Here is a 25,608-nt window from a genome sequence, read left to right as displayed (position 1 = left end):
CTCCAAAGCTGTGTGGGGTGCCCGGCTTCAGCCAACAACTCGATGACCTCGACCCCGAAGGCACTCCACGACTATTGCTTCTCTGCGGTCGCTCGCATTCACGGCGCCCGCGGCGGCACCCGCAAAAGCCCCGGCAACGGCTCCACCGGCCGCGTCAGCCTCCTCGTCTGCTGATCCGAGCAGCGCTCCGGCGCCTGCTCCGAGCACTGCGGCTCCCGCCGTTTCCTGATCGAATTGCCGCTGATTTCGAGCGAGGGCCTGGCAAGCGGCCAGGTCCGTCCCGAATTCCTCCGATGGCGCACCATCTAAGATCGGTGTGTAGTCAGCCCCGCTTCCTGCGCAGGCGGACAGAAAGGCAGACGCAAGGATGAAATAGAGCGTTGGTTTCATTGAGAATTACCTCGAATTTGGACATAGTGGATGGATCGCGCAAATCGGATAGGATCTGCGCGGGATCGGGTAAGGTTGCTGGTATGGGGTTTAGGTCAGCCGGGGTTGTCTCGGATCGGCGGATCTCCCGAAGGCGCCCCACTGAATCGTTCGCGGTAGTCGCTGGCAGATACGCCCAAGTGACGCTGGAAGGCCCGGCGCATTCGTTCGGCACTCAGGAAACCGGTCTTTCGCGCAATCCGCTCAACCCCGTGCCCGGTCGTTTCGAGCAACACGCGCGCGGCCTGAACCCGGACGGTTTCGACATAGGCCGCGGGCGTAATCCCGGTTTCCTCCTTGAACCGCCTTGCGAAGGTGCGTTCGGACAGACAGGCTCGCGCGGCGAGCGCGGTGACTGTCAGAGGATCGCCCGGATTACCGAGGATATGGTCGATCGTCGCATTGATTGCCGGATCTTCGGCCTGTTGAGCCACCAGGTGAGCGCTGAACTGCGATTGGCCGCCGGGACGCATCATGAACATGACGTTGTATCGCGCGACCTGCAGCGCGATTTCATGCCCCCAGTCCATTTCGACCAGAGCAAGGGCGAGATCCATCCCAGCAGTCACGCCGGCGGACGTCCAGATGTTTCCGTCGCGGACGAATATCGCGTCGCGATCCACCTGAACATTCGAATAGCGCCGTTCGAGGATCGGGCACCACCACCAATGTGTGCAGGCACGCCTGTTATCGAGCAAACCGGCCTCGGCCAGGATCATCGCCCCAGTGCAGATTGACACGATCCGACGCGACCGCGCGGCCGCGCGACTTACGAACGTCATAAGCGCCTCGTCCTCGAGCGCCGCCGTTGTGCCATGCCCGCCACTGACAATCAGAGTGTCAATGTGGCTTTCGTCTGTCAGGGCATCCATGAAGCTGCGGTTCGCAGTCAGCGACAGTCCGGATGTCGTTGCCACCGGACCGACGTTTTGTGCCACCACGGAAACGACATAGGGCTCCGGACCTTGCGGCAGGAAGTACTTGGTGCCGGTCAGGACCTCGATCGGGCCAACGACATCCAGAATATGCGCTTCTGGAAAAGTGACCATCACGACGTTGCGTTCGCGCTCGTGTGTCAGGCAAGTGGGGTTCTGCTTCATGGCCCGACACTACACCATTCATCGTGACGACGGTTAGGACAACAACCCCACGATTTCTGCCAAACGGATGTATACCCCGCCACCCGTGTGATCTCCGTCAGATGTAGGCTCGGACAGCGGCATGTTTGGGCAGTGCGATACTCATTCACGTTGCTTTGTTCCCATCCAGTCCCGTATTTGTAGGGCACCCGAAGTAATCGAAACCGATGTCTCCATGGCTGCGCTCTGCCGCGACTGCCTTACGCCCTTCGACACGGGCCGCCGTTGTCCGGCCTGCGGGTCTCCGCGCATCGTGACGCATCCAGAATTGTTCGACCTGTCTATCGCGCACATGGATTGCGACGCGTTCTATGCATCGGTCGAGAAGAGGGATGACCCGTCGCTTGCCGACAAGCCGGTAATAGTCGGCGGTGGCAAACGGGGCGTTGTTTCCACCTGCTGCTATGTCGCGCGCACGTATGGTGTGCGCTCGGCAATGCCGATGTTTAAAGCGCTGAAGCTTTGCCCCGACGCTGTGGTTATCAAGCCGCGCGGCAAGGCTTACGTGGAGGCATCACGCGCCATTCGCGCGATGATGGAAGAGATGACTCCGGCCATCGAGCCGCTGTCGCTAGACGAGGCATTCCTCGACCTCAGCGGCACCGCCAGGCTGCACCACGCGCCGCCAGCAATCATGCTGGCGCGGCTGGTCAAGCGGATGGAAGACGAACTCGGACTCTCCGGCTCCGTGGGGCTCAGCCACAACAAATTTCTTGCCAAGGTTGCCTCTGATCTGGACAAGCCACGCGGCTTCTCTGTCATCGGCGCGGCTGAAACAGACTCGTTCCTGCGTGATAAGCCAGTGCGGATGATCTGGGGCGTAGGGCAAGCATTTCAGGACTCGCTTGCACGCGCCGGCATCCGAACCTTCGAGGATCTCCGACGCTGGGACCGCAAGGAATTGCACGCCCGTTTTGGTGCATCTGGCGACCGGCTGTGGCACCTTGCGCGGGGCCAGGACGCCCGCCGTGTCCACCGGAATGCGCCGGTGAAGTCGATCTCCAACGAGATGACATTCTTCGAGGATACCGCTGACGCCGACATTCTCGACGGCCACCTCTGGCGCCTGTCAGAGAAGGTGACTGACCGTGCCAAGGCCAAGGGGATTGCCGGACGGACGGTGCAACTCAAGCTGAAACGGGCAAACCACGCTCTGCTTACCCGTCGCCGGACGCTCGAAGACCCGACGCAAATGGCTGATCGTCTCTATCGGGCCGCGCGCGAGTTGTACGATCAAGTCGGAGATCGCGGGCCGTTCCGGCTGATTGGTGTCGGCCTGTCGGATCTTGTGCCGGATGCGGAGGCCGACCTTTCCGGCGATCTTCTGGACCCGCAAGCGCAACGGCGTGCACGCGCGGAGCGCGCGAGCGACGCCATTCGCGAGCGCTTTGGGCATGATGCAATCCTGAAAGGCCGTGCTCTGCGCTGAGACGCGGCCGGCAGCATGCGCAACCGGCCGAAGTCGTGGCTAATCAGTCCGAGATCGCGCCTTCCTGGTCGCGGCGTTCGTGCATCTGCGCCTTGACCTTGCGGCCAATAAGCAACGGCAAGACGAAGCCGACAATGGCAACCACCCAGAGCGCAATGGACAACGGGCTCTCGATCAGAGTCCACCAGTTGCCATTGTCGATGGTGATCGCGCGGCGCAGGTTGTTCTCCATCGCATTGCCCAGGAGGGTACCCAGGATGATTGGCACCAAAGGCACGTCGAGTTTGCGCAACACCCAGCCCATAATCCCAAACCCGATCATCACGAGCAGATCGAAAGAGGATCCGGATATCCCGTAGATGCCCACAAATGACACCATCGCGACGATCGGCATCAGGATTCGCGGCGGGATCAGCAGAAGGCGGGTGAACAGACCCACCATTGGGATGTTCATTGCCAGCAGCATGAAATTCGCGATGAACAGCGCCGCGATCAGGCCCCAGACAACATCCGGATTGTTGGCAAAGAGCAACGGCCCCGGCGTGATGTTGAGCGAAAGGAGAACCGCGAGCAGAACAGCGGTGGTTCCGGAGCCAGGAACTCCGAGCGCCAGCATCGGCACAAGCGCTCCACCAGCAGCCGCGTTGTTGCCTGCCTCCGGCGCTGCGACCGCGCGCGGATCGCCGGTTCCGAAGGTGCCTTCCTTGTCGACCAACCGCTTCTCCATCGAATAGGAGATGAACGAGCCGAGCGAAGCGCCAGCTCCCGGCAACACTCCGGCAATGAAGCCTAGCAGCGACGTGCGCAACATTGTTGGCGTGCATTGCTTCAGCATCGACAATGGCGGCGTCAGGCGGCCAACCTTCAACTGGTGTGCATCAGCCTCCGCGCTTCCGTGGCGTTCTTCAAGGAAGATGAAGACCTCCGACAACGCAAACAGGCCGACGATGGCGACCAAGAAATCCAGCCCGTCATAGAGGTGGACCTCGCCGAACGTGAAGCGCGGCACGCCTGTTTGCGTATCGACACCGATGGTCGCGAGACCGAGGCCCAGCGCTGCAGCGAAGGCGGATTTCGCCTGGTTGGTGGACGAGACACCTCCCAGGGTCATGAATGCCAGGGCAAAGAGCGCGAAGTACTCCGCCGGTCCGAACAACAGGGCGATTTTGACCAGTTGCGGCGCGAGCAGGATAAGGCCCCAGGTGGCCAGGAAGGCGCCTACAAAGGAAGCCACGCCCGACAGCGAAAGTGCCTCACCGGCCATGCCCTTTCGGGCCATTGGGTGGCCGTCTAGACAGGTCATCATCGCCGGCTCGTCACCGGGTATGTTGAGCAATATGGACGATATACGACCGCCGTACATCGCACCGTAATAGACTGACGTCAGCAAGATCAGCGACGGAGTTGCGCCGAGCCCCATGGTGAACGCCAGCGGAATGAGAATGGCGACACCGTTTGACGGGCCGAGGCCTGGAAGAGCGCCCATGACAGTGCCGAGGAAGCAACCAAGGAGCGCGAGAAGCAGGTTCTGCCATGTGAGGGCAATGGCAAAGCCGTCTGCGAGTTGTGACAGGGTATCCATGCGTCCGCCTCAGAAGCCAAACGGGCCGCGCGCGAGCGACAGTCCGAGGATGAGGTGAAAGACGACATAGATGCCCACGGATGTACCCACCCCGGTCGCCAGAGCGGAAAGCACGCTCGAACCCAGGCGCCACGAGAGATAAGCCGCAGCGACGGCCGTCGCGATGACGAAACCGGCTACGGGAAGGAACTCCGCGTAGAGGATCATGACGACGATGGCGCCTGCAACCTCGGCGAAGCGGCCGAGCGAGGGCCAACTCGGTTCTTCGTCCGGGCGCAGCAGGATGAAGAGGCTCGAAAGGCCCAGGATTGCGGCGATGATCAGGGGAAAGGCCTTGGGGCCGACGGCATCGGAGAGAAAGCTCTCCTCGATCGCCATGGCCGACAGCGCGAAACCGATGGCAAGAAGAATGCCGAAGACCCCGAATATGCGATCGCTCATGCGGATCTCCTTTGGCGGCGGGGATGGATGTATGCGAGGGGCGCCGCATGTTGCGGCACCCCTCAAGATCACGCCAAATTGGCGATTACTTGATAATGCCGATATCTTTCGAGATCTGCTGGATCTGAGCGACCGAGTCGGCAACGAAGCTCTGGAATGCCTCGCCTTGCAGGTCGAGCGGCGCCAGACCGTTGGCGGCCATTACCTCTTTCCACTCGTCGCTCGCATAAAGGTCCGAGACCTTGGCAACCCAGCCATCATATGCCTCGTCGCTCATTCCGCCAGGCGCATAGAATCCGCGCCAGTTGGCGCCGATGGCATCGATCCCCTGTTCCTTTGCAGTCGGGAAATCGGCAAACTCGCCGCCCAGGCGCTCAGGCGCAAGGATTGCGATCACACGAATGTCGCCGCTATCGACGAAACCTTTCGCCTCCGAGATGTCGCCGGTGAAGGCTTGCACCGACCCGGCCAGCAGTTGTGTCACCGCCTCGCCACCGCCATCGAATGCGATGTATTTCACGGAACGAACGTCCTCGATTCCGTAGGCGTTCGCCGCGATTAGAACCTTCAGGTGATCCCAACCGCCCACGGCCGAACCACCGGCGACGGAGATGGAGGCAGGATCGTTCTTGATCATGTCGAGAAGTCCCGGAAGGTCAGCGATCTCGCTATCTGCCGCCACCGCTATGACTCCATAGTCGGCGCCAATGGACGCGAGCCAGCGAACCTGGTCCATTGTGTTTCCGGGATAGGCGCCTTGCGCCAAGCGGGTTGCCGTGGCCGACGAGGCGGCAACGATCAGATCATTGTCATCACCACGCTTGTTCACCACTTCCGCGAATGCCACGCCGCCACCACCGCCGGCGAGATTCACGACTTGCATCGTCTTCTCGATCAGGCCGAGATCCTGCAAGGACTTGCCAACCTGCCGGCAGGTGAAGTCCCACCCGCCACCCGGGTTCGCCGGCGCGATGCATTCGGGGTTTTCAGGGCTGAAATCCTGTGCGGTCGCCGTCAGCGCAGATGCGCCAAGGATTGCCGCAGCGAGGGCTACGCGAGCTGCGTTGAGTTTCATGTTTTTCCTCCTCCTGTCTCGCGGCGCTGGCTGAATGCCTCGCGCCGCCATCCTTCCCCGCTTCGTCACGCCGCCCTTTGCAGGCCTGCCGCGCGCGGGTTAAGGAAAGGAGCTACCGCAGAAACCTGTCGCCAACCTGTCAGCGGGACAGATCGTGGGTTTCCACGGCAGTTGGGAGGGACAGGTTATCAATGCGCGTCCTGCTGGTCGAAGACGCTACCGATCTTGCCGAGGCGATCGTCGCGCGCCTTGGCCAATCCGGCGTGGCGTGCGATGCGGCTCCCAGCGTCTCGGAGGCGCGGGATTTCCTTGCCGTGCAGCGCTACGATGCGCTCGTGCTCGACATCAATCTTCCAGACGGATCGGGGACCGACCTATTGCGCGAATTGCGCGGTCGCGGGGACGGGACACCAGTGCTCATGCTCACCGCCCTGATGGCCGTGGACGACCGTGTGAACGCGCTGGATCTAGGGGCAGATGACTACCTGATAAAGCCGTTCGATCAGCGCGAACTGGAAGCTCGGCTGCGCGCCCTTGTTCGCCGGCAGGCCGAACAGAAGACCGATCTGCTTGTCCTCGGCCCGCTGGAGTTCTCGCCGTCCCAAATGACAGCCACGCTTGGCGGCAACCGGCTTGGCCTGACCCGACGCGAGGCAGCCCTGTTGGGGCTACTGATGCGCACGCCGGACCAAGTGCTGAGCAAGGAACGGCTCTATGACGGACTCTATACGTTCAGCGACGCCGACGTGGGATTGAACGCCATCGAACTCTACATTGCGCGATTGCGAAAGAAGCTCGCCGAAAGCCCGGTCTCGATCAAGACGCTGCGCGGCGTCGGCTACAGGATCGAGTGCGATGGATAACTTGTCGCGCCGAGTGTTTCGGCAGCGCAGTCTCGTCGGTCGCGTCCTGATCGCGGTTCTGACGCTGTTTTTTCTTGGCGGCCTGATCGTCGCGATTGTCGCCTGGCAGAACGGCACACAGGCCGCACGCCAGTCCTACGACCGGCTTTTGCTGGGCGCTGCAACTGACATTGCCGAAACCATTCGCATCGTCGACGGCGGGCCGGCGACAGACCTTCCGGTTTCCGCGTTCGAGTTGCTGGCACAGGCGCCCGACGACAGGATTGCCTATGCGTTGCGCGGTCCGGAAGGCACTCTTATCACTGGCCACGCTTGGGCTCCCACGCCGCCATCGACGGCGCGCCGGTCGGAAACTGTCTTCTTCGACGGCGCAATGCAGGGTGAAGATGCGCGTTTCGTACAGCTTACCCGTCGGTTCGCGGAGCTGGATTTTTCGGGTGTCGTGACGGTTACGGTCGGGCACACCTTGCAGGCCCGCAAGGCTATGGCGCTCGATCTCGTGCTGCATGCGCTGATCCCGGCAGTCGCGGCTGGCCTGGCATTGATGTTGAGCGCCTTTTTCGTGATCCGTTCTGCCATGCGCCCGCTCGCGACTATCGCGCAGGACTTGTCGGGACGCGACCCGCATGACCTGACGCCGATGGATGCAACGAACGTACCGTCCGAAGTTGGCGTGATCGTCAATGCCATGAACCGTTTCATGGGGCGGCTCGACCGGCAGGTCGAGTCGATGCAGCATCTGATCTCCGATACTGCACACCAACTCCGCACGCCCGTGGCCGCCATTCGTGCGCATGCTGAGATGGCGGTCGAGACAGACGAACGTGCGCTCGCGACGGCTTCATTGCAACGGCTGCTGCGCCGAACGCGCTCCCTTGGCAACCTGCTCGACCAACTACTGGCGCGAGCCCTCGTCATTCATCGCACCGAATCTCAACCACGCGAAACGCTTGACCTTCGCGATATCGCTTTGGGCGTCGTCGAAACCCGCGATCACGAATACCTCGCCCCCGACGTCGAGGTGGAATTGTCGATTGGCGAGGCGCCGGCAATGGTCCGCGCCGACGCGTTTTCTCTTGAGCAAGCCGCCGCGAACCTACTGTCGAACGCGCTAAAATACGGCAAACCACCAGTACGCGTTGGCGTAAGCACATCGACCACCGACGCGTGGCTCTGGGTGGAGGATGCCGGGTCCGGGCCGGGAGAGGCGGCACTCTCGCAGGGCCAACGCCGATTCGAACGCTCCGGATCGACGCGGGAGAGCGGCACGGGCCTTGGGCTTTCCATCGTGACCGAGGTCGCCGCAGCTTTCGGCGGGACGCTCGAAATGGAGCCGACATCCCGTGGCTTTCGGGCGTCCTTGTGCCTGCCGCGTTCCGGAGGCGCCCGCGAATGATCCTCCGGCTCTTCCTTTGCGTGTCGATGCTTGCAAGCGGCCACGCAGCCGCGCAAGAGGCGACGGTACAATTCGGTACCGGCGCACAGAGGCTTAACGTGCGATCGACGACCGACATTGCCATCATCGCGCCCGTCCTGGACGGGTTCATAGCGGAAAACCCGCAAATCCGGATCGACTATGAACAATGGGGCTCAAATGCCCTGCAGGAGAATACGCGGCGCGCCTGCGCGGGCGAAATCGATGCCGCCGACGCCGTCTTCTCCTCGGCCGTTCACCACATGGTTGGCTTGGTCAATAGCGCCTGCGCGCGGAGCTATCGCTCTGCCCTGACCGATGCGCTCGCCCCCACCCGGCGCTGGCGCGACGAGCTGTGGGGTATCACCGAGGAACCTGCCGTGTTGATCTACAACACTGAACACGTCGCCCCCGAAGACGTGCCACGCAGCCGTTTCGACCTTCTCGATCTGATGCGGCGCAAACCGGACTCCTACCGAAACCGGATTGCGACATACGATATCGAAGCGTCCGGACTCGGCTACCTCTACGCCTTTAGCGACAGCCTCGAAGCAACCACCTTTGGCTCGCTTCTGGAGGGTTTCGCACGGACGGAGGCCGTCGCGACCTGCTGCTCTGCCGAGATCATCGATGCCGTATCGGAGGCGCGATTTCTTTTGGGTTACAACGTCTTGGGGTCCTACGTGCAAAACGCCGCCGCACCCAATGTCGGCGTCATTCTTCCGGAGGACTACACCGTCTTCCTGTCACGCGCCTACATGATCACGACGGGTGCGAAGAATCCTGATGCTGCACAGAAATTGCTGGATTTCCTGCTCTCCCGCGAGGGACAAAACCTGCTTGCCCGTTCAGGGATGATCTATCCCGATGATCCGTCCGAAACTGGCCTCTTGCCGAGCGCCAAACGCTTTGTCGCCCTTGCGCCGCCCCTGCTCGTCGCACTGGACCGGGGCACCCGCGAGCGATTTCTTGCATTTTGGAGCCGATCCTTCTTCTCGACCCAGATCCCTTGATACGACGGGCTTATTCGGCGGCCAATGGCATGGATCGGGGCCGACCGATCGTGACGATCTCGCCGATGACGCCACGAATCGTTTCGCGAAAACCGGTGAAATCCTTGCTGGGGCGAATACGCCCCTCGTCCATGTAGAGCGCCCTGTCGATTTCAACCTGAATCACGTGTTGCTGGCGCGATGGCCGTCCGTAGTGCTGCGTAATGAAAGCACCCGCAAAGGGCGCATTTCGCGCGACCCGCAACCCCGCCCCTGAAAAGGCCGCTTCAACGCGATCCATGATGTCGGGAGAGCAAGCCGCACCAAAGCGATCACCCAGCACCACGTGCGGTTTACGTCCGTTCGGTCCTGACATCGCCTGCACCGCCTCGTGCGGCATCGAATGGCAGTCGATCAGGATAGCACTTCCAAATTCTGATTTGCTCGTGTCGATCAGCGCCTGCAACTGCGTGTGATAGGGCCGCCAGACCTCCGAAAGGCGCGCACGTGCCTCTGCCAGTTCCAGCTTACCGCTGTAGATTGCCCGACCGTTGGCCACAACGCGGGGAATCACTCCGAGACCCGACGTTACCCGCGGGTTATGGGTGACTGCGCGCACCCCCCGGACAACGGCCGGGTCCATCTCGTCCGATCCGCGGTTGAGATCCACATACGCGCGTGGAGCAAGCGACGCGAGCAACGGCGCACCGAGGCCGGGCGCCGTGTCGAACAGGCGGTCCACGAAGGCGTCCTCGGAGGACCTGATCGACATCTCATCGAGCACCGATTTCCGCAGAAAATCCCATGTATATTCTCGGCCACTATGGGGGGAAGCGAAGATCACACCCGTGGTGTGCTCCCGTGGCATATCCAGTCGGTAGGTCGGCGTCGTCATGGCGTCTCCTTGGCCCCCCCATATAGCGACATATTTTCGCCTGCCAAAAGCCCTTGAACCTCTTCGACCTTCGCTTTATACGGCGCTGCACCGACGCGGACACGGCCCGCGTCCTTTTCCTTTGTGGAGAAGGGCATGGCGGCGCCGAGTCGGCAACGGTCCGGGCGGTTAGCTCAGCGGTAGAGCACTACGTTGACATCGTAGGGGCCACTGGTTCGATCCCAGTACCGCCCACCATGACGAATTCGGGTCAGGCACTTGTCGGCCCACAACCGAAACCAACGGCGCCGTTCAGCGCCCGAGACAGAGAAAGGGACGACCATGAAGGTTCGCAACTCGCTCCGCTCGCTGAAGACGCGGCACCGGGATTGCCGTATCGTGCGCCGCAAGGGCCGCGTATACGTGATCAACAAGACCCAGCGTCGCTACAAGGCCCGCCAGGGCTGATCAGCGAAACGCACGACGCATTCGAAAGAGGCCGCGGTTTTCCGCGGCCTTCTTCTATTGTGGTCCCACTTCATGGCGCGCCCTACCCCGGCACCGGATAGCCCCGCCAACGTTTGATCGACCGGAGTGCGAACGACGTCTGCATGCCCGACACGCCCGGCAGGCGCGCGAGGCAGTTCCGGTGGATATTGTCGTAGTCCGACACATCGCGCGCGACAATGCGCAGGATGTAGTCCGCCGTCCCGGTCGTCAGCACGCATTCGAGGATCTCGTCGTATAGCATGACGGCGCGCTCAAATGCATTCATGGTCTCCTGGCTCTGGGACGTCAGGGTGATGTCGACGAAGACTTCGAGATCCAGCCCCAGGGCACGCGGATTGACCCGTGCCGAATACCCTTCGATCATGCCGCCCGATTCCAGCAGTTTTACCCTTCGGTGACAGGCCGACGTGGACAGGCCAATGCGCTCCGCCAATTGTGCAACTGGAATCTGCGACTCCTTCTGCAACTCACGGAGTATCTGTGCGTCGAACCGGTCCAGCATGATATTCACCCATTTCCACGATTTTTCGGAACTTATGCCGAGAAAGCACCGAAACACACGCGAAATTCGGACCCGCAGCCGCGAATTCAGAGGCAAACTCATTGCAAGCGCACCAATATGCCAGGGAGGAGGAAACCCGACATGCTGATTGGCGTTCCCAAAGAAATCAAGAATCACGAATACCGCGTGGGCCTGACGCCCGAATCCGTCGCCGAACTTGTAACACACGGTCATTCCGTGCAGGTGGAGACGAACGCCGGGATCGGCATCGGCGCTGACGACAGCGCCTATCGTGCGGCCGGCGCAACTATCTCAGATACCGCGTCGGAGGTATTTGCGGGCGCCGAAATGATCGTGAAGGTCAAAGAGCCGCAACCCGCCGAATGCAAAATGCTGCGCCCTGGGCAACTTCTCTACACCTATCTGCACCTCGCTCCCGACCCTGATCAGGCGCGTGCGCTGATGGCGTCCGGCGTTACGGCCATAGCATACGAGACGGTTACCAGCCCGTCTGGCGGCCTGCCGTTGTTGAAGCCGATGAGTCAGGTCGCAGGCCGCATGTCTGTGCAGGCAGGCGCGACAGCACTGGAAAAGGCACATGGGGGCCGCGGCGTTCTCTTGGGCGGCGTGCCAGGTGTTCGACCAGCCAGCGTCGTTGTGCTGGGCGGCGGTGTCGTTGGCTTCAATGCGGCACAGATGGCCGTTGGGCTGGGCGCAGACGTCACCATCCTGGACCGCAACCCGGACGTACTGGAGCGCCTAGCGATCCATTTCGAGAGCCGCGCCAAGACCGCCTATTCCACGCGCACCCGCGTGGCCGAACTGGTCGCCGAAGCCGACCTTGTCGTCGGTGCTGTCCTAATCCCCGGAGCGGCCGCTCCCAAACTCGTCACGCGGGCCGACCTCGCGACGATGAAGCCCGGGGCGGTGCTTGTCGACGTTGCAATCGATCAGGGCGGTTGTTTCGAAACCTCCCATCCCACCACGCACGCAGAACCCACATTCGAGGTCGACGGAATCGTGCATTATTGCGTCGCCAACATGCCTGGTGCGGTCGCCCGCACGTCGACCTATGCGCTCAACAACGTCACGCTGCCCCATGCATTGCGCATGGCAGATCTGGGCTGGCAAGAGGCTCTGCGGCGAGACCCGCACCTTCGCAACGGTCTCAACGTCTGGAATGGCCGGATCACATGTGCGGCGGTGGCGGAAGCGCTCGACCTCGATTACCAGAGTGCCGACAAGGTGTTGGCGGAGTAGCGCACGAATCCGCACTGGAGGATATTCGGCTGCCGTGGTCTCACGACCCGCCCGCGCGGACATCCTTTGGCGACCAGCGCAACGACGGGGCTCGGACATAGCTGAGACGCCCAGCACGGGCCGACGAACTCTAGGCGGACGCTGTGCGAATGGCGTGGCGCGATTCACGCGCCACTGCTACGCGCAGAACGACCCGTTGGCTCGGCCCGCACTGACAAGCCCGGGTCTATTCGCAGGGTGACGACTCGACAGATTGCTCTTCAGGCTGCGGTATCCGCGAAGACACGGAGCGCGAGGGATAGTCGCCGGCGATCGATTCACCAAAAATTGCACCGTTTCGATTTTGCGCGAATTGCCGCAACGCGCACCCAAACAGGTCACCCACTCATCGGCGAAACCTCCCAATTGCACCCACACCCCACCCAACAGACACCCCTTACAACCAATAACCTTTTGATTTAATGTAATTAACACATCACCCCGCATCAACACCCCACCTTGACGAAACCACCTACCCAAACGGAACTGACGTTGCGCGACACGAGAGTATTGACATAACAGTCACGCGGTGATCACATGTCATCGAACCGGTTCGAAACAGCGCCGGCCACCAGATTGAAGGAACGGCCGGAGCGGCATTCGGGGCCTTGAGGAGGGCTTCAGTTTCGTTCTTTGGGAGGAGATCACAGGTTCATCGGGTAGCACCGCTACCCGGCGCTGAAGGACTGGAACCTGCAACGCCCATTGACGACTCTGCTGCGCCCATCCTGCGGCCCACGAGGCGACAGTTGGAGCGCGCAGATGGACAAAATCGTCGAGATGATCGGAGTCGACAAGGGCTTCCCCGGGGTCCAGGCCCTCAAGGACGCTCGCCTCGAGCTCTACAAGGGCGAAGTCCATGCACTGATGGGAGAGAACGGCGCAGGGAAATCCACGCTGATGAAGGTTCTTTCGGGCATCTACAAGAAAGATGCCGGCGAAATCCTGATCCGAGGCAAACCTGAAGAGCCAGTAGGCCCGCGAGAAGCGCAAGCGCTCGGAATCGGGATCATCCATCAGGAACTCAGCTTGATGATGGACCTGTCCGCCGCGCAAAACATCTTCATCGGACGCGAGCCGCGGCTTTCCTTCGGCCGGATCGACGATGCGGAGATGAATCGGAAGGCCGCGACGCTCTTCTCATCCATGCACCTCGATCTCGATCCGCAAACGGTGGTCGGGGATCTCACGATCGCCAAGCAGCAAATGATCGAGATCTCCAAAGCGCTCTCGTTCAACTCCGAAGTGCTGATCATGGACGAGCCGACAGCTGCGCTGAACGATGCAGAGATTGCCGACCTGTTCAACATTATCAACAAATTGAAGGCAAATGGCGTCGGCATCGTCTACATCAGCCACAAGATGGACGAACTGAAACGGATCGCGGACCGGGTCACGGTCATGCGGGACGGTCAGTACGTTGGAACCGTCGACGCCAAGGAAACACCGGTCGACCAGATCATCGCCATGATGGTAGGTCGCAAGGTCCAGCACGATCCGCTCGTCGTTCCTGAAATCTCAGATGTGCCTGTTGCCCTGGAGGTTCGCGGCCTCAATCGCGGCAAGGAGATCCGCGACGTGAGCTTCAAACTGCACAGGGGCGAGGTCCTGGGCTTTGCCGGACTCATGGGAGCTGGTCGCACGGAAGTGGCGCGCGCGATTTTTGGAGCCGATCCGCTGGACGCCGGCGAGGTCTTCGTCGGCGGCGAGAAACGGCACATCACCTCACCACATGACGCCGTGAAGGCAGGGATTGGGTATCTATCCGAGGATCGCAAACGTTACGGTCTTGCGATCACGATGGATGTCGCAGCCAACACCGCCATGCCGAATCTCGAGAACTTCACGTCCCAATTGGGCGTGCTGAACGAAAGCGAGATTGACACCGCGACACAGGAGATGGTCGACAAACTCAATATCCGGACGCCCTCCATTCATCAGGAGGTGAGGCTCCTGTCGGGCGGCAACCAGCAGAAGATTGTTGTTGGCAAGTGGTTGCTGAGGGATTGCGACATCTTCATTTTCGACGAGCCCACGCGCGGTATCGATGTGGGCGCGAAGGCAGAGATCTACAGGCTCATCGAAGACCTGACGGCCCGAGGCAAGGCCGTCATCATGATCTCATCTGAACTCCCCGAAGTCATGCGCCTCAGCCATCGAATTCTGGTGATGTGCGAGGGCCGCGTCACCGGCATCCTCCCAGGCGGCGAAGGCACCACCCAAGAAGACATCATGACGCTCGCGACCCAACGCGACACGAACCAACAAAACGCGGGATACATCCAATGACAGCCTCCGTTGATGCCAAGAAGGAAGGCGGCTTTCTTGCCGGTCTCATCAAATCCGGCGCTCACCAGAAACTGCTGGCCTTCGCCAGCCTCATCATGCTGCTGATCGGTTTCTCGTTAGGCTCGCCGAACTTCATGCAGATGTCGAACATGATCGCCATCCTGCAGGCGACCTCGGTCATCGGTGTGCTGGCAATTGGCGTGACGCTGATCATCATCACGGGCGGCATCGACCTCTCCATCGGCACGATGATGACGTTCTGCGCGGTGATCTGCGGTGTTTTCCTAACGTATTGGGGGCTTCCACTGCCCGTAGGCGTGGTCGCCGGCATCGGCGCGGGCGCGTTCTGCGGCTTCTGCTCAGGTACGTTCGTTGCCAAGATGAAGATCCCGCCCTTCATCGCCACGCTGGGTATGATGCTGATCCTGAAGGGGCTCAGCCTCGTGATCTCCGGCACCCGCCCGATCTATTTCAACGACACACCAGGGTTCGACAAGATCTCCCGCGGTTCGCTGATTGGCGAGGTCATTCCCGGCCTTCCGATCCCCAACGGCGTGTTGATCCTGTTTCTGGTTGCCATCGGGGTCGCCTATGTCCTGAGCAGAACGGTGCTGGGACGTTACACCTATGCGCTCGGCTCCAACGAAGAAGCTGTGCGGCTCTCCGGCGTGAATGCCGACCGGTGGAAGATCGCCATCTATACCTTTGCGGGAGCGATCTGCGGCATCGCCGGCGTGCTCATCGCCTCGCGTCTGAACTCCGCGCAACCGGCCCTGGGGCTAGGCTACGAGTTGGAGGCCATCGCCGCGGTGGTGATCGGGGGCACATCGCTTGCCGGCGGGCGCGGCACGATCCTCGGGACGCTGATCGGTGCGCTGATCATGTCGGTCCTGACCAACGGCCTTCGGGTCATGTCCGTGGCGCAGGAATGGCAGACCGTCGCAACCGGCGCGATCATCATCCTTGCCGTCTATGCCGACATGTCGCGCAAGAAGTGAACGACCGGCTCCGGCGGTGGGAGGCCGGCGGAGCGACCGAAACGACGAACATCGCAAACTGGAGGAAACCATGTTCTCACGTCGTACGATCCTTGGCACCATAGCGGCCACCGCGCTGCTCACCGGCCCCACCGCCGTGTTCGCTGAAGGCGAATACGTGGCGCTCGTTTCGAAGGGCTTCCAGCACCAGTTCTGGCAGGCCGTCCAGTCAGGTGCCGAGCAGGCCGCCGAAGAACTGGGCGTGACGATCACCTTCGAAGGACCCGACAACGAGACCATGGTCGACAAGCAAATCGACATGCTCGCCGCAGCGCTTGCCAACAAACCGGCCGCCATCGGCTTTGCCGCTCTGGACAGCCAGGCCGCCATACCGCTCCTTCGCGACGCAGACGCAGCCGGCATCCCGATCATCGCCTTCGACAGCGGTGTCGACAGCGATATTCCGCTTGCCACGGCCGCAACCAATAACATGGCCGCCGCTGCGCTGGCCGCCGAAAAGATGGCCGAGTTCATCGGCGGCAAGGGCAAGGTCGCCGTGGTCGCACATGACCAGACCAGCCGAACGGGCATCGAGCGCCGAGACGGTTTCCTGGAGAAAATCGCGGCAGACTACCCCGATATCGAGGTGGTCACGGTCCAGTACGGCGCCGGTGATCAGCTCAAATCCACCGAACTCACCAAGGCGATCCTTACGGCCAATCCCGACCTCAGCGGGATCTTCGGAACGAACGAGGGCTCCGCTATCGGTGTGGTCAACGGCGTAACCGAAATGGGCACAGAAGGTGTTGTGATCATCGGCTACGATTCCGGCAAGGCCCAAAAGGACGCGATCCGCAGCGGTCTGATGGCTGGCGCGATCACGCAGAACCCGGTCGGCATCGGTTACGAAACGGTCAAGGCGGCGATCATGGCCGCGCGTGGAGAGACCATCGACTCCGAAATCGATACTGGCTTCTACTACTACGACGCAGAGACAATCGATAATCCGGAAATTGCAGCGGTTCTATACGACTGACCGAGAGGGCGCATCGGCCAGAAGCCCCCCCTCCCCCACTTGCCTCTTGAGAGGCGATCCATCCCCCGCCGGCATCCGGCGGGGGATTTTGCGGACCGGCCAAGGCTTTGTGAACGTCCCGAGATTGTCGGCGAGGTCAGTCGTTTGGCGCCTGGCCGTAGCTCATTCGCCGCATCTGCTCGATGACACGCGCCATTTCTTCATCGTCGATGATGTTCGGCTCGCCAAGCGTCAGAACCTGAAAGTACATCTGCGCCGTCGTTTCGACCTCAATCGCCATCGCGAGTGCGCCGGCGAGGTCCTTGCCGAGTGCAATCTGCCCGTGCTGGCCAAGTAGGCACGCCATCCGGTCTTCGAGTGCCTCCAGCGCGGTGTCCGACAAGGCCTGCGTGCCGTAGGTCGCGTAGTCGGAGCACCGGATATTCGGCCCGCCCGCGATACCGACCATGTAGTGAAAGGCCGGGATATCCAGGAATTTGCAGGCGAGGGTCGCTGCATAGATCGAATGACAATGGAGCACGACGTCCACATCCGTTCGATTCTGCAGGATGTCCCGATGGAAACGCCACTCGGAAGACGGGCGGCGGCCCTCCCAGCTACCGTCGAACTTCATCTCGACGATGTCTTCGGGAATCATCTGGTCGTAGGGCAGCGACGAAGGCGTTATCAGGAGCCCGCCGTCGACCCGGACCGAGATGTTCCCGGCCGTTCCCTGATTGATGCCTGCGCGGGTCATCTCCCGCGCTGTGTGCACGATGCCTGCGCGCAGCTCTTGGTGGTTCATGCCTGTGCCTCCTTGATGTTTGCCTTGGTTCGCAGTTCCCATGTGGCCGCGTACGATTCGAGCCCGGGGATATCGAGGCCGTCCACCCGGTGCGGCTGGGCATCGGACAGCGGCCCCTTGCCGTGGCTCGCCAATTGAGCCGCGCCAAGCGCCACACCGTCGGCACGTGAGTTCACATACACACTGGCGCCGCGATTCAATGTGGCCATGAGGCCGGCAAAAAGCGGATCGCGGATATAGGCGCCGTCGAGGATCACAGCGTTGCTTCGGCCCAGAGCGTCAAGGCACTTCGAAGACAGCAACGCACAGTGCAGAATCGCCAGCGACTTGCGCGCGACATCGCTATCCGGTTTGGGACCCACAATGCAGCCACGACCCGCGGTCCCCGGGAAGAGCCCATCGTCCGCGCCAAAGGTCGGCAACGCCATGGTTCCGTCATTCACGATCCGCCGAACCGCCTCGACCGAAGCGGGCGCTTGCATACTCTCGGCGCCGGTTATTGCAGAAAACTCCCGTCCTCCCATCGTCAGCACGCCGCCGACCACACCACCTGCCGGATCGGCGTTGCAGGTCATACCGCGGTCGGGGTCGAGCCGCTCGAACGGCGTGGCATCGGACATCCCGACGATCCATGTGCCTGTCGAAACTACGCTGAAGCCGGCAAAGCCCATGGCTTGGTACCCGTAGAAATTGGCGCTGGAGTCATGAATACCGGTCAGAATGCGCATCTGCTCAGGCAAGCCGTAGCGATGTGCCAGTTTGGGTCGCACGACGCCCAAGCTCTCCCAGGCTTTTCGGAGTGGCGGTAGCATCTCGGTCCAGCCATGCCGCGCAACAATCCTGGCCGCGCGGTTGCCTGTCAGGTTCCAAAGGCCCGATTGCGCAGCTAGGTATGTAATCTCGGAGGCTACAACGCCTGAAAGCCGCCAGGCCCAATACTGTGGCAGACAAAGGTACAGCGCGCCCGAGCCCATTGCGGCAGGCAACTCCTGCTCCAGCCAAAGAAGCTGCCGCGCCTGGTGCAGTGCGCCGTGAAGGATCGCGCTCCCGCGATCCTCGAAACCGCCGCCAACGGCCACGTACCGCTTCCTGAGCCAGTCAGGTATCTCCTGTTCGTAATCAAGCATGGGACACAGCGGCTCAGAGCGTTCCAGATCGTCCGAACGCACCAACACGCCAGCCGATCCGTGAGCCGCAGTCACAAAAGCCTCCAGTTCATGGCTTTTCGCCAGGTCACCCAAGGATTCGAGCAGCCAACTCTCTGTGCCGGCAAGATCGTGGCGCCAAAACGGGCCATCCTGAATCACGCTGTTGGCAATCGAACTCTGTTCGAGGATCTCACCATCCGAACCGACGGCGAGCAGCTTCACGTTGGTTTTTCCGACATCGAAGACGGCGACGGCCATGGACCCCTCCCATTCGTCGGTGAAACAGCAGATGCGCCGGTCAGACCGGCGCACCGCGCTCAGATTCAGACCGGCTTCACACCGCAGAAACTGACATCGATGCCCAATTCCCTCGCGAGCGCCGCTCTCGCCATCATGGCGCGATCGGCTTCTATGGCAGAGGTCGCATAGGCCAGCTGAATGTGGTTCGCCTTATGCCGTGCCATCATCTGGTCCCGTGTGACACCTGTGAGGACGGCGTGCATGATCGGCCATTGCGGCGTGGTCCCCTCAAGCCTACGCCTCGTCTCCTCCTCGGGTAGCGAGATTGCCTGACCACGCCCGATGTCCATATGCAGGGCACCACCCTCGACGAAGATCCGTGACCAGATGATTTCGCCGGGCTTGGCAACACCATGCAGTGTGCCGCCGCCGTTTGGGAAATACATCGGGGGCTGGCGGAAACTCTCACTGCCGGCCCAACCGCCGGTATTGTGTTCCGGCGGCACAGCGCCGGAAATCAGGAAGACCCACACGTATTCGTCAGTCGTTCCCGAGAGATCAGGCCCGCCCCACCGCAAGTCGTGCAACGTGTTCTCCACCGGCTGGCCGAGCGCCTTGTGCAGGCGGTTGATCAGCAAACCGTCAAGGCCAGCGCATTCGTCCACCTCGTTGAAGTGGGGGATGGCCTCGCCCTTGCGGATCACGCCGTTCGGTCCCGTCACATCCGGGCGGTCGCTGTTATTGAGCGTACCCTCTACAAGGTCGGATGCCGGCATAAGATCCTTCAGCCCCTGCTGGTACTGTATGCCAATGGCCTCGCAGCCGAACTCCTCGGCGATGCGCACTGCGGCGATGTACATTTTACACTGATCCAGCACCTGAGCCTCGGTCAGATCCTCCTCGTGGACCTCTCCAAGGTGGAACTTTAGGCCTTTTTCCAGATACCAGTCGTAAACCGCCCGGGCCTCCGTATCCGGCACCTGGGTCGCGGCGTAGTACAGCGCCGACTGCGACAAGCGTTCCTTGAAGATGCCCATCGGCAACAGCAATTCATCGGGGATGATGGCATTGTGCATTCCCATGCAGCCTTCGTCGAAGACACCCATGATCGTCTTTTCTTGCAGCAGCGAGTCTACAATGCCCTTGACGATCTCTGCGTCTTGCGCCGGAAGCTTCAGTTCCGGACATGGCGTGACGTGATCCACCTCGTGCGTGATCTTCCCGGTCTCTAGCCATTCGTCGATTGCCCGTTCGAAGAAAGGATCGTCGAAATTCTCACTCCAGATCGTCGAATACTCGATACCCGCCTTGGTAAGCGACCCGTTCAGGTTCAGCATGCCAACCAAGCCCGGCCACTGACCAGACCAGTTGGCAAGCGTCAGGATCGGACCACGGTGATGATAGAGACCGGCGAGAACATGATGGGAATACTGCCAAACCGCCTCTGCGACGATCAGCGGAGCTTCCGGATCGATGCTGGCGAAGACGTCCATTCCCTCACGCTGCGATCCAATGAAGCCATGACCTTGTGGTTTAACCGGGTGCCCCCGGGTGATCGTGTGCCCCTTGGCCGCGATCACGTCCATCAGACGCTCCTCCATGGCCTTCTGCGCAGGCCAGCAAACGATATTCGCGCTTTCGCGTAGGTCTCCGTTGGCTACAAGAACGATATCTTTCATCGGGATTCCCTCTTGGCTCCTCTCCAGGGTACGCCGCGCGTTGGTTATTGCGGCGCAAGTTCTCCGTATCGCCGCGCTACCGGCTCCTTCAGTCGCGCATGCAAAGCCGTTCGGCCGCCCGCGTCAGTGGCCCTCATCTCGCGCCCAGCGAACGGGGACGTGGGCAAGCATGCCCTCGCCGCCCACGCCTCGCAAACACGGCATCATTCCTCCTCCAGGCTTGCGCCATCTGACCGCATAGCCAAAACGACCCAGACCACTCCTTCGAGCAGGCTTCAGCACCGCGACGAATCGACAGCGTCGCCCGCCATCGAAACGTTTCTATAATCAGAGAACATCACGCCACAATTCGTGTCAACCCTCAAGCGCGTCGCAACCGCAACCCGCCAAAACGCGATCCGAATTGCCATTCAGCGCATTTCGAGGTACTAAAGTAGCTAGTAATTAACAGGCGGAAAGAAAGACATGGCTACGATACGCGATGTAGCAAAGGCTGCCGGCGTCTCCGTCTCGACTGTCTCCCTGGCCCTCAACCAGAAGGAACGGGTGAGTAGTAAAACGTTTCGAAAAATAATGGATGCCGCCGAGGCGACAGGCTATGTGGCGAACCCGATCGCGAAGAGTTTGCGCAAGGGCCGGAGCCCCTTTGTGAGCCTTATCGTCTCCGATATCGGGACGTACTTTTCCCAGATGTTTCTTACCGAGTTCGAGCACAGGGCATTCGAGAAGGGCTATCTTCTTACCCTATCAGACAAATCGAGTTCCGTGAGCGACGAAGCCGCAGTGATCCGGCAGTTGATCGCACAGCGCGTCACCGGCGTCATGATATCACCCACCCAACAAACCGCAGAACTTCTGCCGCAACTCGATCAAGCCGGAATCCCGGTCGTTCTGTTCGACCACCAGGTGCCCAGCGCCTACTACGACTTCGTCGGACTGGACAATCGCTTGGCGGTCGGAATTCTCACCCGACACCTCTACGGCCTCGGCCATCGCCGGATCGCCTTCATTGCCGGCGAACCCGGCCAATGGTCCGCAATGGAACGCGAGATTGGTTTTCGACGGGCGATGGAAGCACACGGCCTTGAGATCGAGCCAGGCGCCGTTCTCTCCGGCGACTATACGCGGGGAAGCGGGTATCGGGCCTCGATGAAGCTTCTATGCCGGTCGAACCCGGTTACAGCGATAATCGCCGCCAACAACGAGATGATGATCGGCACCTTGCAGGCCGCTCAGGAACTCGGGTTTGACTGCCCCAACGATCTGTCGGTGTGCTGTATCGACGAAGCGCCGTGGGGTGACGTTTTGAGCCCAAGGGTCACTCACGCCGCACAACCCGCACGCGAAATGGCAATTCAGGCCTGCACCTGGATGCTGGAGCGCGTTGAGGACCCAAACGCAGAGATCGAACCGAGGTCGGTGGCATTCGAGCCAAACTTCGTTCGCGGCGAGACGACGGGTGAGCCGGCCAACCGGGACTGAAGAGATCGGCCGTCGGCGGACAATCGGCAGTCAGCAGATTGCAGGAATCCGCAGATCGGCAAACCGGCGCCTCTCGCGCCCGCCCCACCAAACACCTCTTACCACCCGGGTGGTCGGGTTGCGGCCCCGCAATTGGAGCCACAATCGCCACCTACCACGCGCGCGCCCTGCATCAATCATCGCCCCGCAGAACCGGGCGACTCCGATCAGGACTTACGCGCCATGCGGCAACCTCACTGTCAGGCCTGCAGATACACCATGTGGGTTTGCGTGTATTCATAGAGACCATGCTTGCCGTCCGCCCCACCGATCCCCGATTTTCGGACGCCTGCATGATACCCCTGCATTGCCTCGAAGTTCTCGCGGTTTATGTAGGTTTCGCCAAATTTGATGTCCCGGCAGGCACGCATGGCAGCGCCGATATCTCGCGTATATATCGACGATGTCAGACCATAGTCGCTGTCGTTCGCCCGTGCGATGCCTTGGTCCAGATCCTCAATGACATTGACCGGAAGCACCGGGCCAAACACCTCCTTCTGCATGATTTCGCTGTCGTGAGCGACACCGGCCAGGACCGTAGGCTGGAAGTAGTTGCCAGCGCCTAAATCTGCGACCTCACCCCCGGTCATGACTTCGGCGCCCGCGGCAGTCGCACGATCGACAAGCCCGGCAACCTTGTCCGACCCAGCTTTGTTGATCATCGGACCATAGTCCACCGACCTGTCTTCGAGGGGATTTCCGAATGTGCTGCCTGCCATCTTGCGTGTGAGCCGGTCCACGAATTCGTCGGCGACAGCCCGTTCGACATAAACCCGTTCGGCACAATTGCAGACCTGCCCCGAATTTATCACTCGACTGGCTGTAATTGCGTTCGCGGCGAGCTCAAGGTCGGCATCAGCGCACACAATTGCCGGTGCCTTTCCGCCAAGTTCCAGATTGACCTTGGTGATGTTTCTCGCCGCCGCCTCCATGATCCGCGACCCGGTCTCAACCGAGCCCGTGAAGCTCAGCATGCCGACATCTGGGTTTTCGCAAAGTGCGCGACCCGTCGATGCACCGCAGCCGTAGACCATGTTGACCACCCCAGCAGGCAATCCGACGCCCGACAACAGATCCATAAACATGGCGGCGTTGTTGGGCGTTTCCTCCGAAGGCTTGATGACAATGGTATTTCCAGTCACCAGCGCGGGCGCCAGCTTTCGCGCGATCAGGAAGAAGGGAAAGTTCCACGGCAGGATCCCACCCACAACACCAATTGCCTGTCGGAAGAGAAATATGGTCTCGTTGGGCCGGTCCGACGTTACGATTTCACCCTCGATGCGCCGCGCCCACTCCGCCATGTAGTCGAGATAGTCTGCCGTGAAGCCAACCTCGACCTCCGCCAGACTCATGATCTTTCCCTGCTCCTCAACGATGGCCCTCGCCAACGCGGGCGCGTTGCTTCGGATCTCCGCCGCTATTCGGCGCAGATACCCTGCACGCTCGATGGCCGGCAATGCTTCCCAGCCACGTTGCGCCGCCTTCGCCGCACCAATGGCCGCATCGACCTGATCGGCCGACGTATCGGGCACCTCCGAAAGCACAGCGCCCGTCGCGGGATTGCGCACGGGAATCATCGCAGCTCCCGCCGAACTTACGAATGCGCCGTTGATATAGTTCCTGTGCTGACTGGTCATGCCATCCTCCCAAATTGGCCTGAAAATCGCGCCCAGAATGGCCGAACAGTCAGGGAGGAGGCAAGAATTTTCGAATCGTTTCGACAACCATCGAAGACCGTGGAGCTGGAACGGCTTGAGAATTCTGTAATTATTTTTTGTAATTACATGCAGATCTGCGTGAATGCGTACCGAACGTCAGAATGCCTTCGAGCCTTTCGGACGTATACTCGATTCGTTTCGATGACTCGACGGATGATGGACACTCTTACCGCCGCTTCAGTTCTCCCTGCACGCCCGCCGTTCGATCAGAGAGGCAACCAACGATTATGGTTCCAGACCGCGCCGACCTCCAAACGTTACGAGCGATGCCGAGCTGCACGAAACGCGCACCCGTTCAGCGTTTCCACGCCACATGGCCCCATCTGGTGAAGGTTATTTAGTTTCGCTCTGGCGACATGGATGGTCTCGGAACGAGTCGCTCAGTCTGAGAACTTCGGCGCCCAAAGTCGGTCGATCCGCTCAGCACCGAACTTGTTTCGGCAGAACTTGTAGGTAGACCTGTAGTGCTCCCGCACCTGGCGGATCTCGTCGTCTGACGGCCGCTTTTTTTCGCCACCCGCGTTCTTACGGACATCGAGTTTGGGCTCGACGTAGTCAACACCAAGAAACTCGCTGATCCTGGCGATTTCCTCGTTGTTGAACAGGTCTTCGTAGATCCCGTAGTAGATTTGCGACTTGTCGAAATTGGCCTCGAGCGCGGCGATCGTCTTTTCATAGCGCGTTCGAGAGGCTGCCCTGGTCGTACAAGAAAACGGAACGAACTCGCTTTGGCTTGCAGGGACTTTCGTACGCCCGTCGCGGACGAAATTGCGAGCGGCCATTCGGAACGATGAGTAACAGCGTTCGGCCGGGTCCCTCATCAGGAACACGACCTTGACCGGATACCCCATCTTCTCGAGATGATCCCGCACCTTGGCCATGCTCCTCTTGCCCAAACTGGCATAATCCGGAGTGATATCACCGATCAGGCGGGCCTGCGGGTTGCTGTCTACCAGTCGCTCGAAATAGGCCTCGTAGCGATCCGGCTCGTACTGCATGGCAAGCCCTTCGAGCAACGCCACGAGTTTCGCACCATTTCCAGGGTCGCGCCCCCACTTAAGGTTCTCTCCACGCTTGTCGAGGGCGCGCTTAAGCCGACGAAACTGAAACCACATCAAGCCAGGCTGCCCCTTGCGGGCAAGAAGATTGTTGAAGAAGTGGATCTCCTTCATCGGCCCCATGGCGCACTGCGGATGCTGTTGCAGGTAGTCGAAGAGCCAAGTGGTTCCAGCCTTCTGAGCACCGACGCCTAGTATGAACTGCGGCTTGCGGTCGGTAGTGGCGAGAGACTGCATGTCAATGACTTTATGTTGTTGTTGTTTCGTCCTGTGCGGGTAGCAGCGGACAGGAGGATTCGCAAGGTCGTGCGCCCCACCTAGCGGGTAAACGAGCCTACGCCGGGCAGACGTGCAGCGTGCGCGCAGGGATGCGTTCGCAAGCCTTTCGGGTCCTTGCATGAGGGGAGCCATGGTCCCCGTTGACGACCTGCGATCAAGTCGTCCGAAGGATCCGAGACCACGACGACCAACGAAACCTTGAACTGGCGTCGAAGGGAACAAACTCTGACACTCGTTGCAATAGATTAATCGTGAAACACACTGGACGTGCGAGACAAACCGCACGATTCGGACGTACAAAACCCGGCACAACGGCAGCGAAGCACCTAA

General features: G+C 60.8%; 22 protein-coding genes and 1 tRNA gene. 11 read left to right on the top strand and 12 right to left on the bottom strand.

Going from position 1 to position 25,608, the window contains the following annotated elements:
• Positions 1-27: 27 nt before the first annotated feature.
• Positions 28-390 (bottom strand): YMGG-like glycine zipper-containing protein, encoded by a 363-nt coding sequence (locus ARC39_RS26575; RefSeq protein WP_068108356.1) that lies wholly within the window; start codon positions 388-390, stop codon positions 28-30.
• A 95-nt stretch (positions 391-485) separates the two neighbouring features.
• Positions 486-1,529: a GlxA family transcriptional regulator gene (locus ARC39_RS00345; protein WP_068108354.1), complete on the bottom strand. Its 1,044-nt coding sequence runs from the start codon at positions 1,527-1,529 to the stop codon at positions 486-488.
• Between the two features lie 214 nt (positions 1,530-1,743).
• Here ARC39_RS00345 and ARC39_RS00340 point away from each other — a divergent pair, with 214 nt between their 5' ends.
• Positions 1,744-2,997 (top strand): DNA polymerase IV, encoded by a 1,254-nt coding sequence (locus ARC39_RS00340; protein ID WP_068108351.1) that lies wholly within the window; start codon positions 1,744-1,746, stop codon positions 2,995-2,997.
• 43 nt (positions 2,998-3,040) lie between these two features.
• Here ARC39_RS00340 and ARC39_RS00335 read toward each other — a convergent pair whose 3' ends face one another.
• From ARC39_RS00335 to ARC39_RS00325, 3 genes are all read right to left on the bottom strand, one after another.
• The gene (locus ARC39_RS00335) at positions 3,041-4,579 is read right to left on the bottom strand and encodes a tripartite tricarboxylate transporter permease (RefSeq protein WP_068108347.1); all 1,539 of its coding nucleotides are present in this window, start codon (positions 4,577-4,579) and stop codon (positions 3,041-3,043) included.
• A gap of 9 nt (positions 4,580-4,588) precedes the next feature.
• Positions 4,589-5,020, bottom strand: a complete 432-nt coding sequence (locus tag ARC39_RS00330; RefSeq protein WP_068108344.1) for a tripartite tricarboxylate transporter TctB family protein — start codon at positions 5,018-5,020, stop codon at positions 4,589-4,591.
• Between the two features lie 85 nt (positions 5,021-5,105).
• A complete protein-coding gene (locus tag ARC39_RS00325; RefSeq protein WP_068108341.1) occupies positions 5,106-6,095 on the bottom strand; it encodes a Bug family tripartite tricarboxylate transporter substrate binding protein in 990 nt (329 codons plus the stop codon).
• Positions 6,096-6,286: 191 nt separating this feature from the next.
• On the opposite strand from ARC39_RS00325, the gene ARC39_RS00320 reads away from it, so the two are divergent.
• From ARC39_RS00320 to ARC39_RS00310, 3 genes are read left to right on the top strand one after another with little or no spacing between them, the layout of a single operon-like run.
• Entirely contained in the window at positions 6,287-6,958 is a 672-nt protein-coding gene (locus ARC39_RS00320; protein WP_068108339.1) for a response regulator transcription factor, read from the top strand.
• A complete protein-coding gene (locus ARC39_RS00315) occupies positions 6,951-8,354 on the top strand; it encodes a sensor histidine kinase (RefSeq protein WP_068108336.1) in 1,404 nt (467 codons plus the stop codon). Before ARC39_RS00320 ends, ARC39_RS00315 begins: the two co-directional genes overlap by 8 nt.
• Positions 8,351-9,385, top strand: coding sequence for an ABC transporter substrate-binding protein (locus ARC39_RS00310; RefSeq protein WP_068108333.1), 1,035 nt, complete (start codon positions 8,351-8,353; stop codon positions 9,383-9,385). Before ARC39_RS00315 ends, ARC39_RS00310 begins: the two co-directional genes overlap by 4 nt.
• A 10-nt stretch (positions 9,386-9,395) precedes the next feature.
• Here ARC39_RS00310 and ARC39_RS00305 read toward each other — a convergent pair whose 3' ends face one another.
• Positions 9,396-10,259, bottom strand: a complete 864-nt coding sequence (locus ARC39_RS00305) for an N-formylglutamate amidohydrolase (protein ID WP_068108330.1) — start codon at positions 10,257-10,259, stop codon at positions 9,396-9,398.
• A gap of 162 nt (positions 10,260-10,421) precedes the next feature.
• Between ARC39_RS00305 and ARC39_RS00300 the strand changes: the two genes are divergently transcribed.
• Together ARC39_RS00300 and ykgO are read left to right on the top strand one after the other, a co-directional pair.
• A tRNA-Val gene (locus ARC39_RS00300) sits at positions 10,422-10,496 on the top strand.
• Positions 10,497-10,580: 84 nt separating this feature from the next.
• Positions 10,581-10,706, top strand: coding sequence for a type B 50S ribosomal protein L36 (ykgO, locus tag ARC39_RS00295; RefSeq protein WP_068108327.1), 126 nt, complete (start codon positions 10,581-10,583; stop codon positions 10,704-10,706).
• Between the two features lie 82 nt (positions 10,707-10,788).
• Here the strand turns inward: ykgO and ARC39_RS00290 are convergent, their stop codons facing one another.
• Positions 10,789-11,250 (bottom strand): Lrp/AsnC family transcriptional regulator, encoded by a 462-nt coding sequence (locus ARC39_RS00290; RefSeq protein WP_368085960.1) that lies wholly within the window; start codon positions 11,248-11,250, stop codon positions 10,789-10,791.
• Between the two features lie 141 nt (positions 11,251-11,391).
• On the opposite strand from ARC39_RS00290, the gene ald reads away from it, so the two are divergent.
• From ald to ARC39_RS00270, 4 genes are all read left to right on the top strand, one after another.
• Positions 11,392-12,510 (top strand): alanine dehydrogenase, encoded by a 1,119-nt coding sequence (gene ald / locus ARC39_RS00285; RefSeq protein WP_068108324.1) that lies wholly within the window; start codon positions 11,392-11,394, stop codon positions 12,508-12,510.
• A gap of 801 nt (positions 12,511-13,311) precedes the next feature.
• On the top strand, positions 13,312-14,838 hold the full coding sequence (locus tag ARC39_RS00280; RefSeq protein ID WP_068108321.1) for a sugar ABC transporter ATP-binding protein: 1,527 nt from the start codon (positions 13,312-13,314) through the stop codon (positions 14,836-14,838).
• The gene (locus ARC39_RS00275) at positions 14,835-15,836 is read left to right on the top strand and encodes an ABC transporter permease (RefSeq protein WP_068108318.1); all 1,002 of its coding nucleotides are present in this window, start codon (positions 14,835-14,837) and stop codon (positions 15,834-15,836) included. Before ARC39_RS00280 ends, ARC39_RS00275 begins: the two co-directional genes overlap by 4 nt.
• 70 nt (positions 15,837-15,906) lie before the next feature.
• Positions 15,907-16,851, top strand: coding sequence for an ABC transporter substrate-binding protein (locus ARC39_RS00270; RefSeq protein WP_068108316.1), 945 nt, complete (start codon positions 15,907-15,909; stop codon positions 16,849-16,851).
• Positions 16,852-16,987: 136 nt separating this feature from the next.
• Here ARC39_RS00270 and ARC39_RS00265 read toward each other — a convergent pair whose 3' ends face one another.
• The 3 genes from ARC39_RS00265 to ARC39_RS00255 form a co-directional block, all read right to left on the bottom strand.
• A complete protein-coding gene (locus tag ARC39_RS00265; RefSeq protein WP_068108313.1) occupies positions 16,988-17,635 on the bottom strand; it encodes a class II aldolase/adducin family protein in 648 nt (215 codons plus the stop codon).
• Positions 17,632-19,041, bottom strand: a complete 1,410-nt coding sequence (locus ARC39_RS00260) for an FGGY-family carbohydrate kinase (protein ID WP_068108310.1) — start codon at positions 19,039-19,041, stop codon at positions 17,632-17,634. The genes ARC39_RS00265 and ARC39_RS00260 overlap by 4 nt, the downstream gene beginning before the upstream one ends.
• A 65-nt stretch (positions 19,042-19,106) precedes the next feature.
• Complete coding sequence (locus tag ARC39_RS00255; protein ID WP_068108307.1) at positions 19,107-20,702, bottom strand: fucose isomerase; 1,596 nt, start codon at positions 20,700-20,702, stop codon at positions 19,107-19,109.
• A 465-nt stretch (positions 20,703-21,167) separates the two neighbouring features.
• On the opposite strand from ARC39_RS00255, the gene ARC39_RS00250 reads away from it, so the two are divergent.
• Positions 21,168-22,184, top strand: coding sequence for a LacI family DNA-binding transcriptional regulator (locus tag ARC39_RS00250; protein ID WP_078058999.1), 1,017 nt, complete (start codon positions 21,168-21,170; stop codon positions 22,182-22,184).
• Between the two features lie 239 nt (positions 22,185-22,423).
• Here the strand turns inward: ARC39_RS00250 and aldA are convergent, their stop codons facing one another.
• On the bottom strand, positions 22,424-23,860 hold the full coding sequence (gene aldA / locus ARC39_RS00245; RefSeq protein ID WP_068108303.1) for an aldehyde dehydrogenase: 1,437 nt from the start codon (positions 23,858-23,860) through the stop codon (positions 22,424-22,426).
• Between the two features lie 461 nt (positions 23,861-24,321).
• Positions 24,322-25,236, bottom strand: coding sequence for a sulfotransferase family protein (locus ARC39_RS00240; protein ID WP_068108300.1), 915 nt, complete (start codon positions 25,234-25,236; stop codon positions 24,322-24,324).
• Positions 25,237-25,608: the final 372 nt, after the last annotated feature.

Source organism: Tropicimonas marinistellae (genome assembly GCF_001509585.1).
Classification (GTDB): Bacteria; Pseudomonadota; Alphaproteobacteria; order Rhodobacterales; family Rhodobacteraceae; genus Tropicimonas; species Tropicimonas marinistellae.
This window is presented reverse-complemented; position numbering and strand designations above follow the sequence as displayed.

What these genes read in the sequence shown, in the direction of transcription:
- ARC39_RS26575 (WP_068108356.1), bottom strand. Translation starts at nt 390, where the DNA reads ATGAAACCAACGCTCTATTTCATCCTTGCGTCTGCCTTTCTGTCCGCC.
- ARC39_RS00345 (WP_068108354.1), bottom strand. Translation starts at nt 1,529, where the DNA reads ATGAAGCAGAACCCCACTTGCCTGACACACGAGCGCGAACGCAACGTC.
- ARC39_RS00340 (WP_068108351.1), top strand. Translation starts at nt 1,744, where the DNA reads ATGGCTGCGCTCTGCCGCGACTGCCTTACGCCCTTCGACACGGGCCGC.
- ARC39_RS00335 (WP_068108347.1), bottom strand. Translation starts at nt 4,579, where the DNA reads ATGGATACCCTGTCACAACTCGCAGACGGCTTTGCCATTGCCCTCACA.
- ARC39_RS00330 (WP_068108344.1), bottom strand. Translation starts at nt 5,020, where the DNA reads ATGAGCGATCGCATATTCGGGGTCTTCGGCATTCTTCTTGCCATCGGT.
- ARC39_RS00325 (WP_068108341.1), bottom strand. Translation starts at nt 6,095, where the DNA reads ATGAAACTCAACGCAGCTCGCGTAGCCCTCGCTGCGGCAATCCTTGGC.
- ARC39_RS00320 (WP_068108339.1), top strand. Translation starts at nt 6,287, where the DNA reads ATGCGCGTCCTGCTGGTCGAAGACGCTACCGATCTTGCCGAGGCGATC.
- ARC39_RS00315 (WP_068108336.1), top strand. Translation starts at nt 6,951, where the DNA reads ATGGATAACTTGTCGCGCCGAGTGTTTCGGCAGCGCAGTCTCGTCGGT.
- ARC39_RS00310 (WP_068108333.1), top strand. Translation starts at nt 8,351, where the DNA reads ATGATCCTCCGGCTCTTCCTTTGCGTGTCGATGCTTGCAAGCGGCCAC.
- ARC39_RS00305 (WP_068108330.1), bottom strand. Translation starts at nt 10,259, where the DNA reads ATGACGACGCCGACCTACCGACTGGATATGCCACGGGAGCACACCACG.
- ykgO (WP_068108327.1), top strand. Translation starts at nt 10,581, where the DNA reads ATGAAGGTTCGCAACTCGCTCCGCTCGCTGAAGACGCGGCACCGGGAT.
- ARC39_RS00290 (WP_368085960.1), bottom strand. Translation starts at nt 11,250, where the DNA reads ATGCTGGACCGGTTCGACGCACAGATACTCCGTGAGTTGCAGAAGGAG.
- ald (WP_068108324.1), top strand. Translation starts at nt 11,392, where the DNA reads ATGCTGATTGGCGTTCCCAAAGAAATCAAGAATCACGAATACCGCGTG.
- ARC39_RS00280 (WP_068108321.1), top strand. Translation starts at nt 13,312, where the DNA reads ATGGACAAAATCGTCGAGATGATCGGAGTCGACAAGGGCTTCCCCGGG.
- ARC39_RS00275 (WP_068108318.1), top strand. Translation starts at nt 14,835, where the DNA reads ATGACAGCCTCCGTTGATGCCAAGAAGGAAGGCGGCTTTCTTGCCGGT.
- ARC39_RS00270 (WP_068108316.1), top strand. Translation starts at nt 15,907, where the DNA reads ATGTTCTCACGTCGTACGATCCTTGGCACCATAGCGGCCACCGCGCTG.
- ARC39_RS00265 (WP_068108313.1), bottom strand. Translation starts at nt 17,635, where the DNA reads ATGAACCACCAAGAGCTGCGCGCAGGCATCGTGCACACAGCGCGGGAG.
- ARC39_RS00260 (WP_068108310.1), bottom strand. Translation starts at nt 19,041, where the DNA reads ATGGCCGTCGCCGTCTTCGATGTCGGAAAAACCAACGTGAAGCTGCTC.
- ARC39_RS00255 (WP_068108307.1), bottom strand. Translation starts at nt 20,702, where the DNA reads ATGAAAGATATCGTTCTTGTAGCCAACGGAGACCTACGCGAAAGCGCG.
- ARC39_RS00250 (WP_078058999.1), top strand. Translation starts at nt 21,168, where the DNA reads ATGGCTACGATACGCGATGTAGCAAAGGCTGCCGGCGTCTCCGTCTCG.
- aldA (WP_068108303.1), bottom strand. Translation starts at nt 23,860, where the DNA reads ATGACCAGTCAGCACAGGAACTATATCAACGGCGCATTCGTAAGTTCG.
- ARC39_RS00240 (WP_068108300.1), bottom strand. Translation starts at nt 25,236, where the DNA reads ATGCAGTCTCTCGCCACTACCGACCGCAAGCCGCAGTTCATACTAGGC.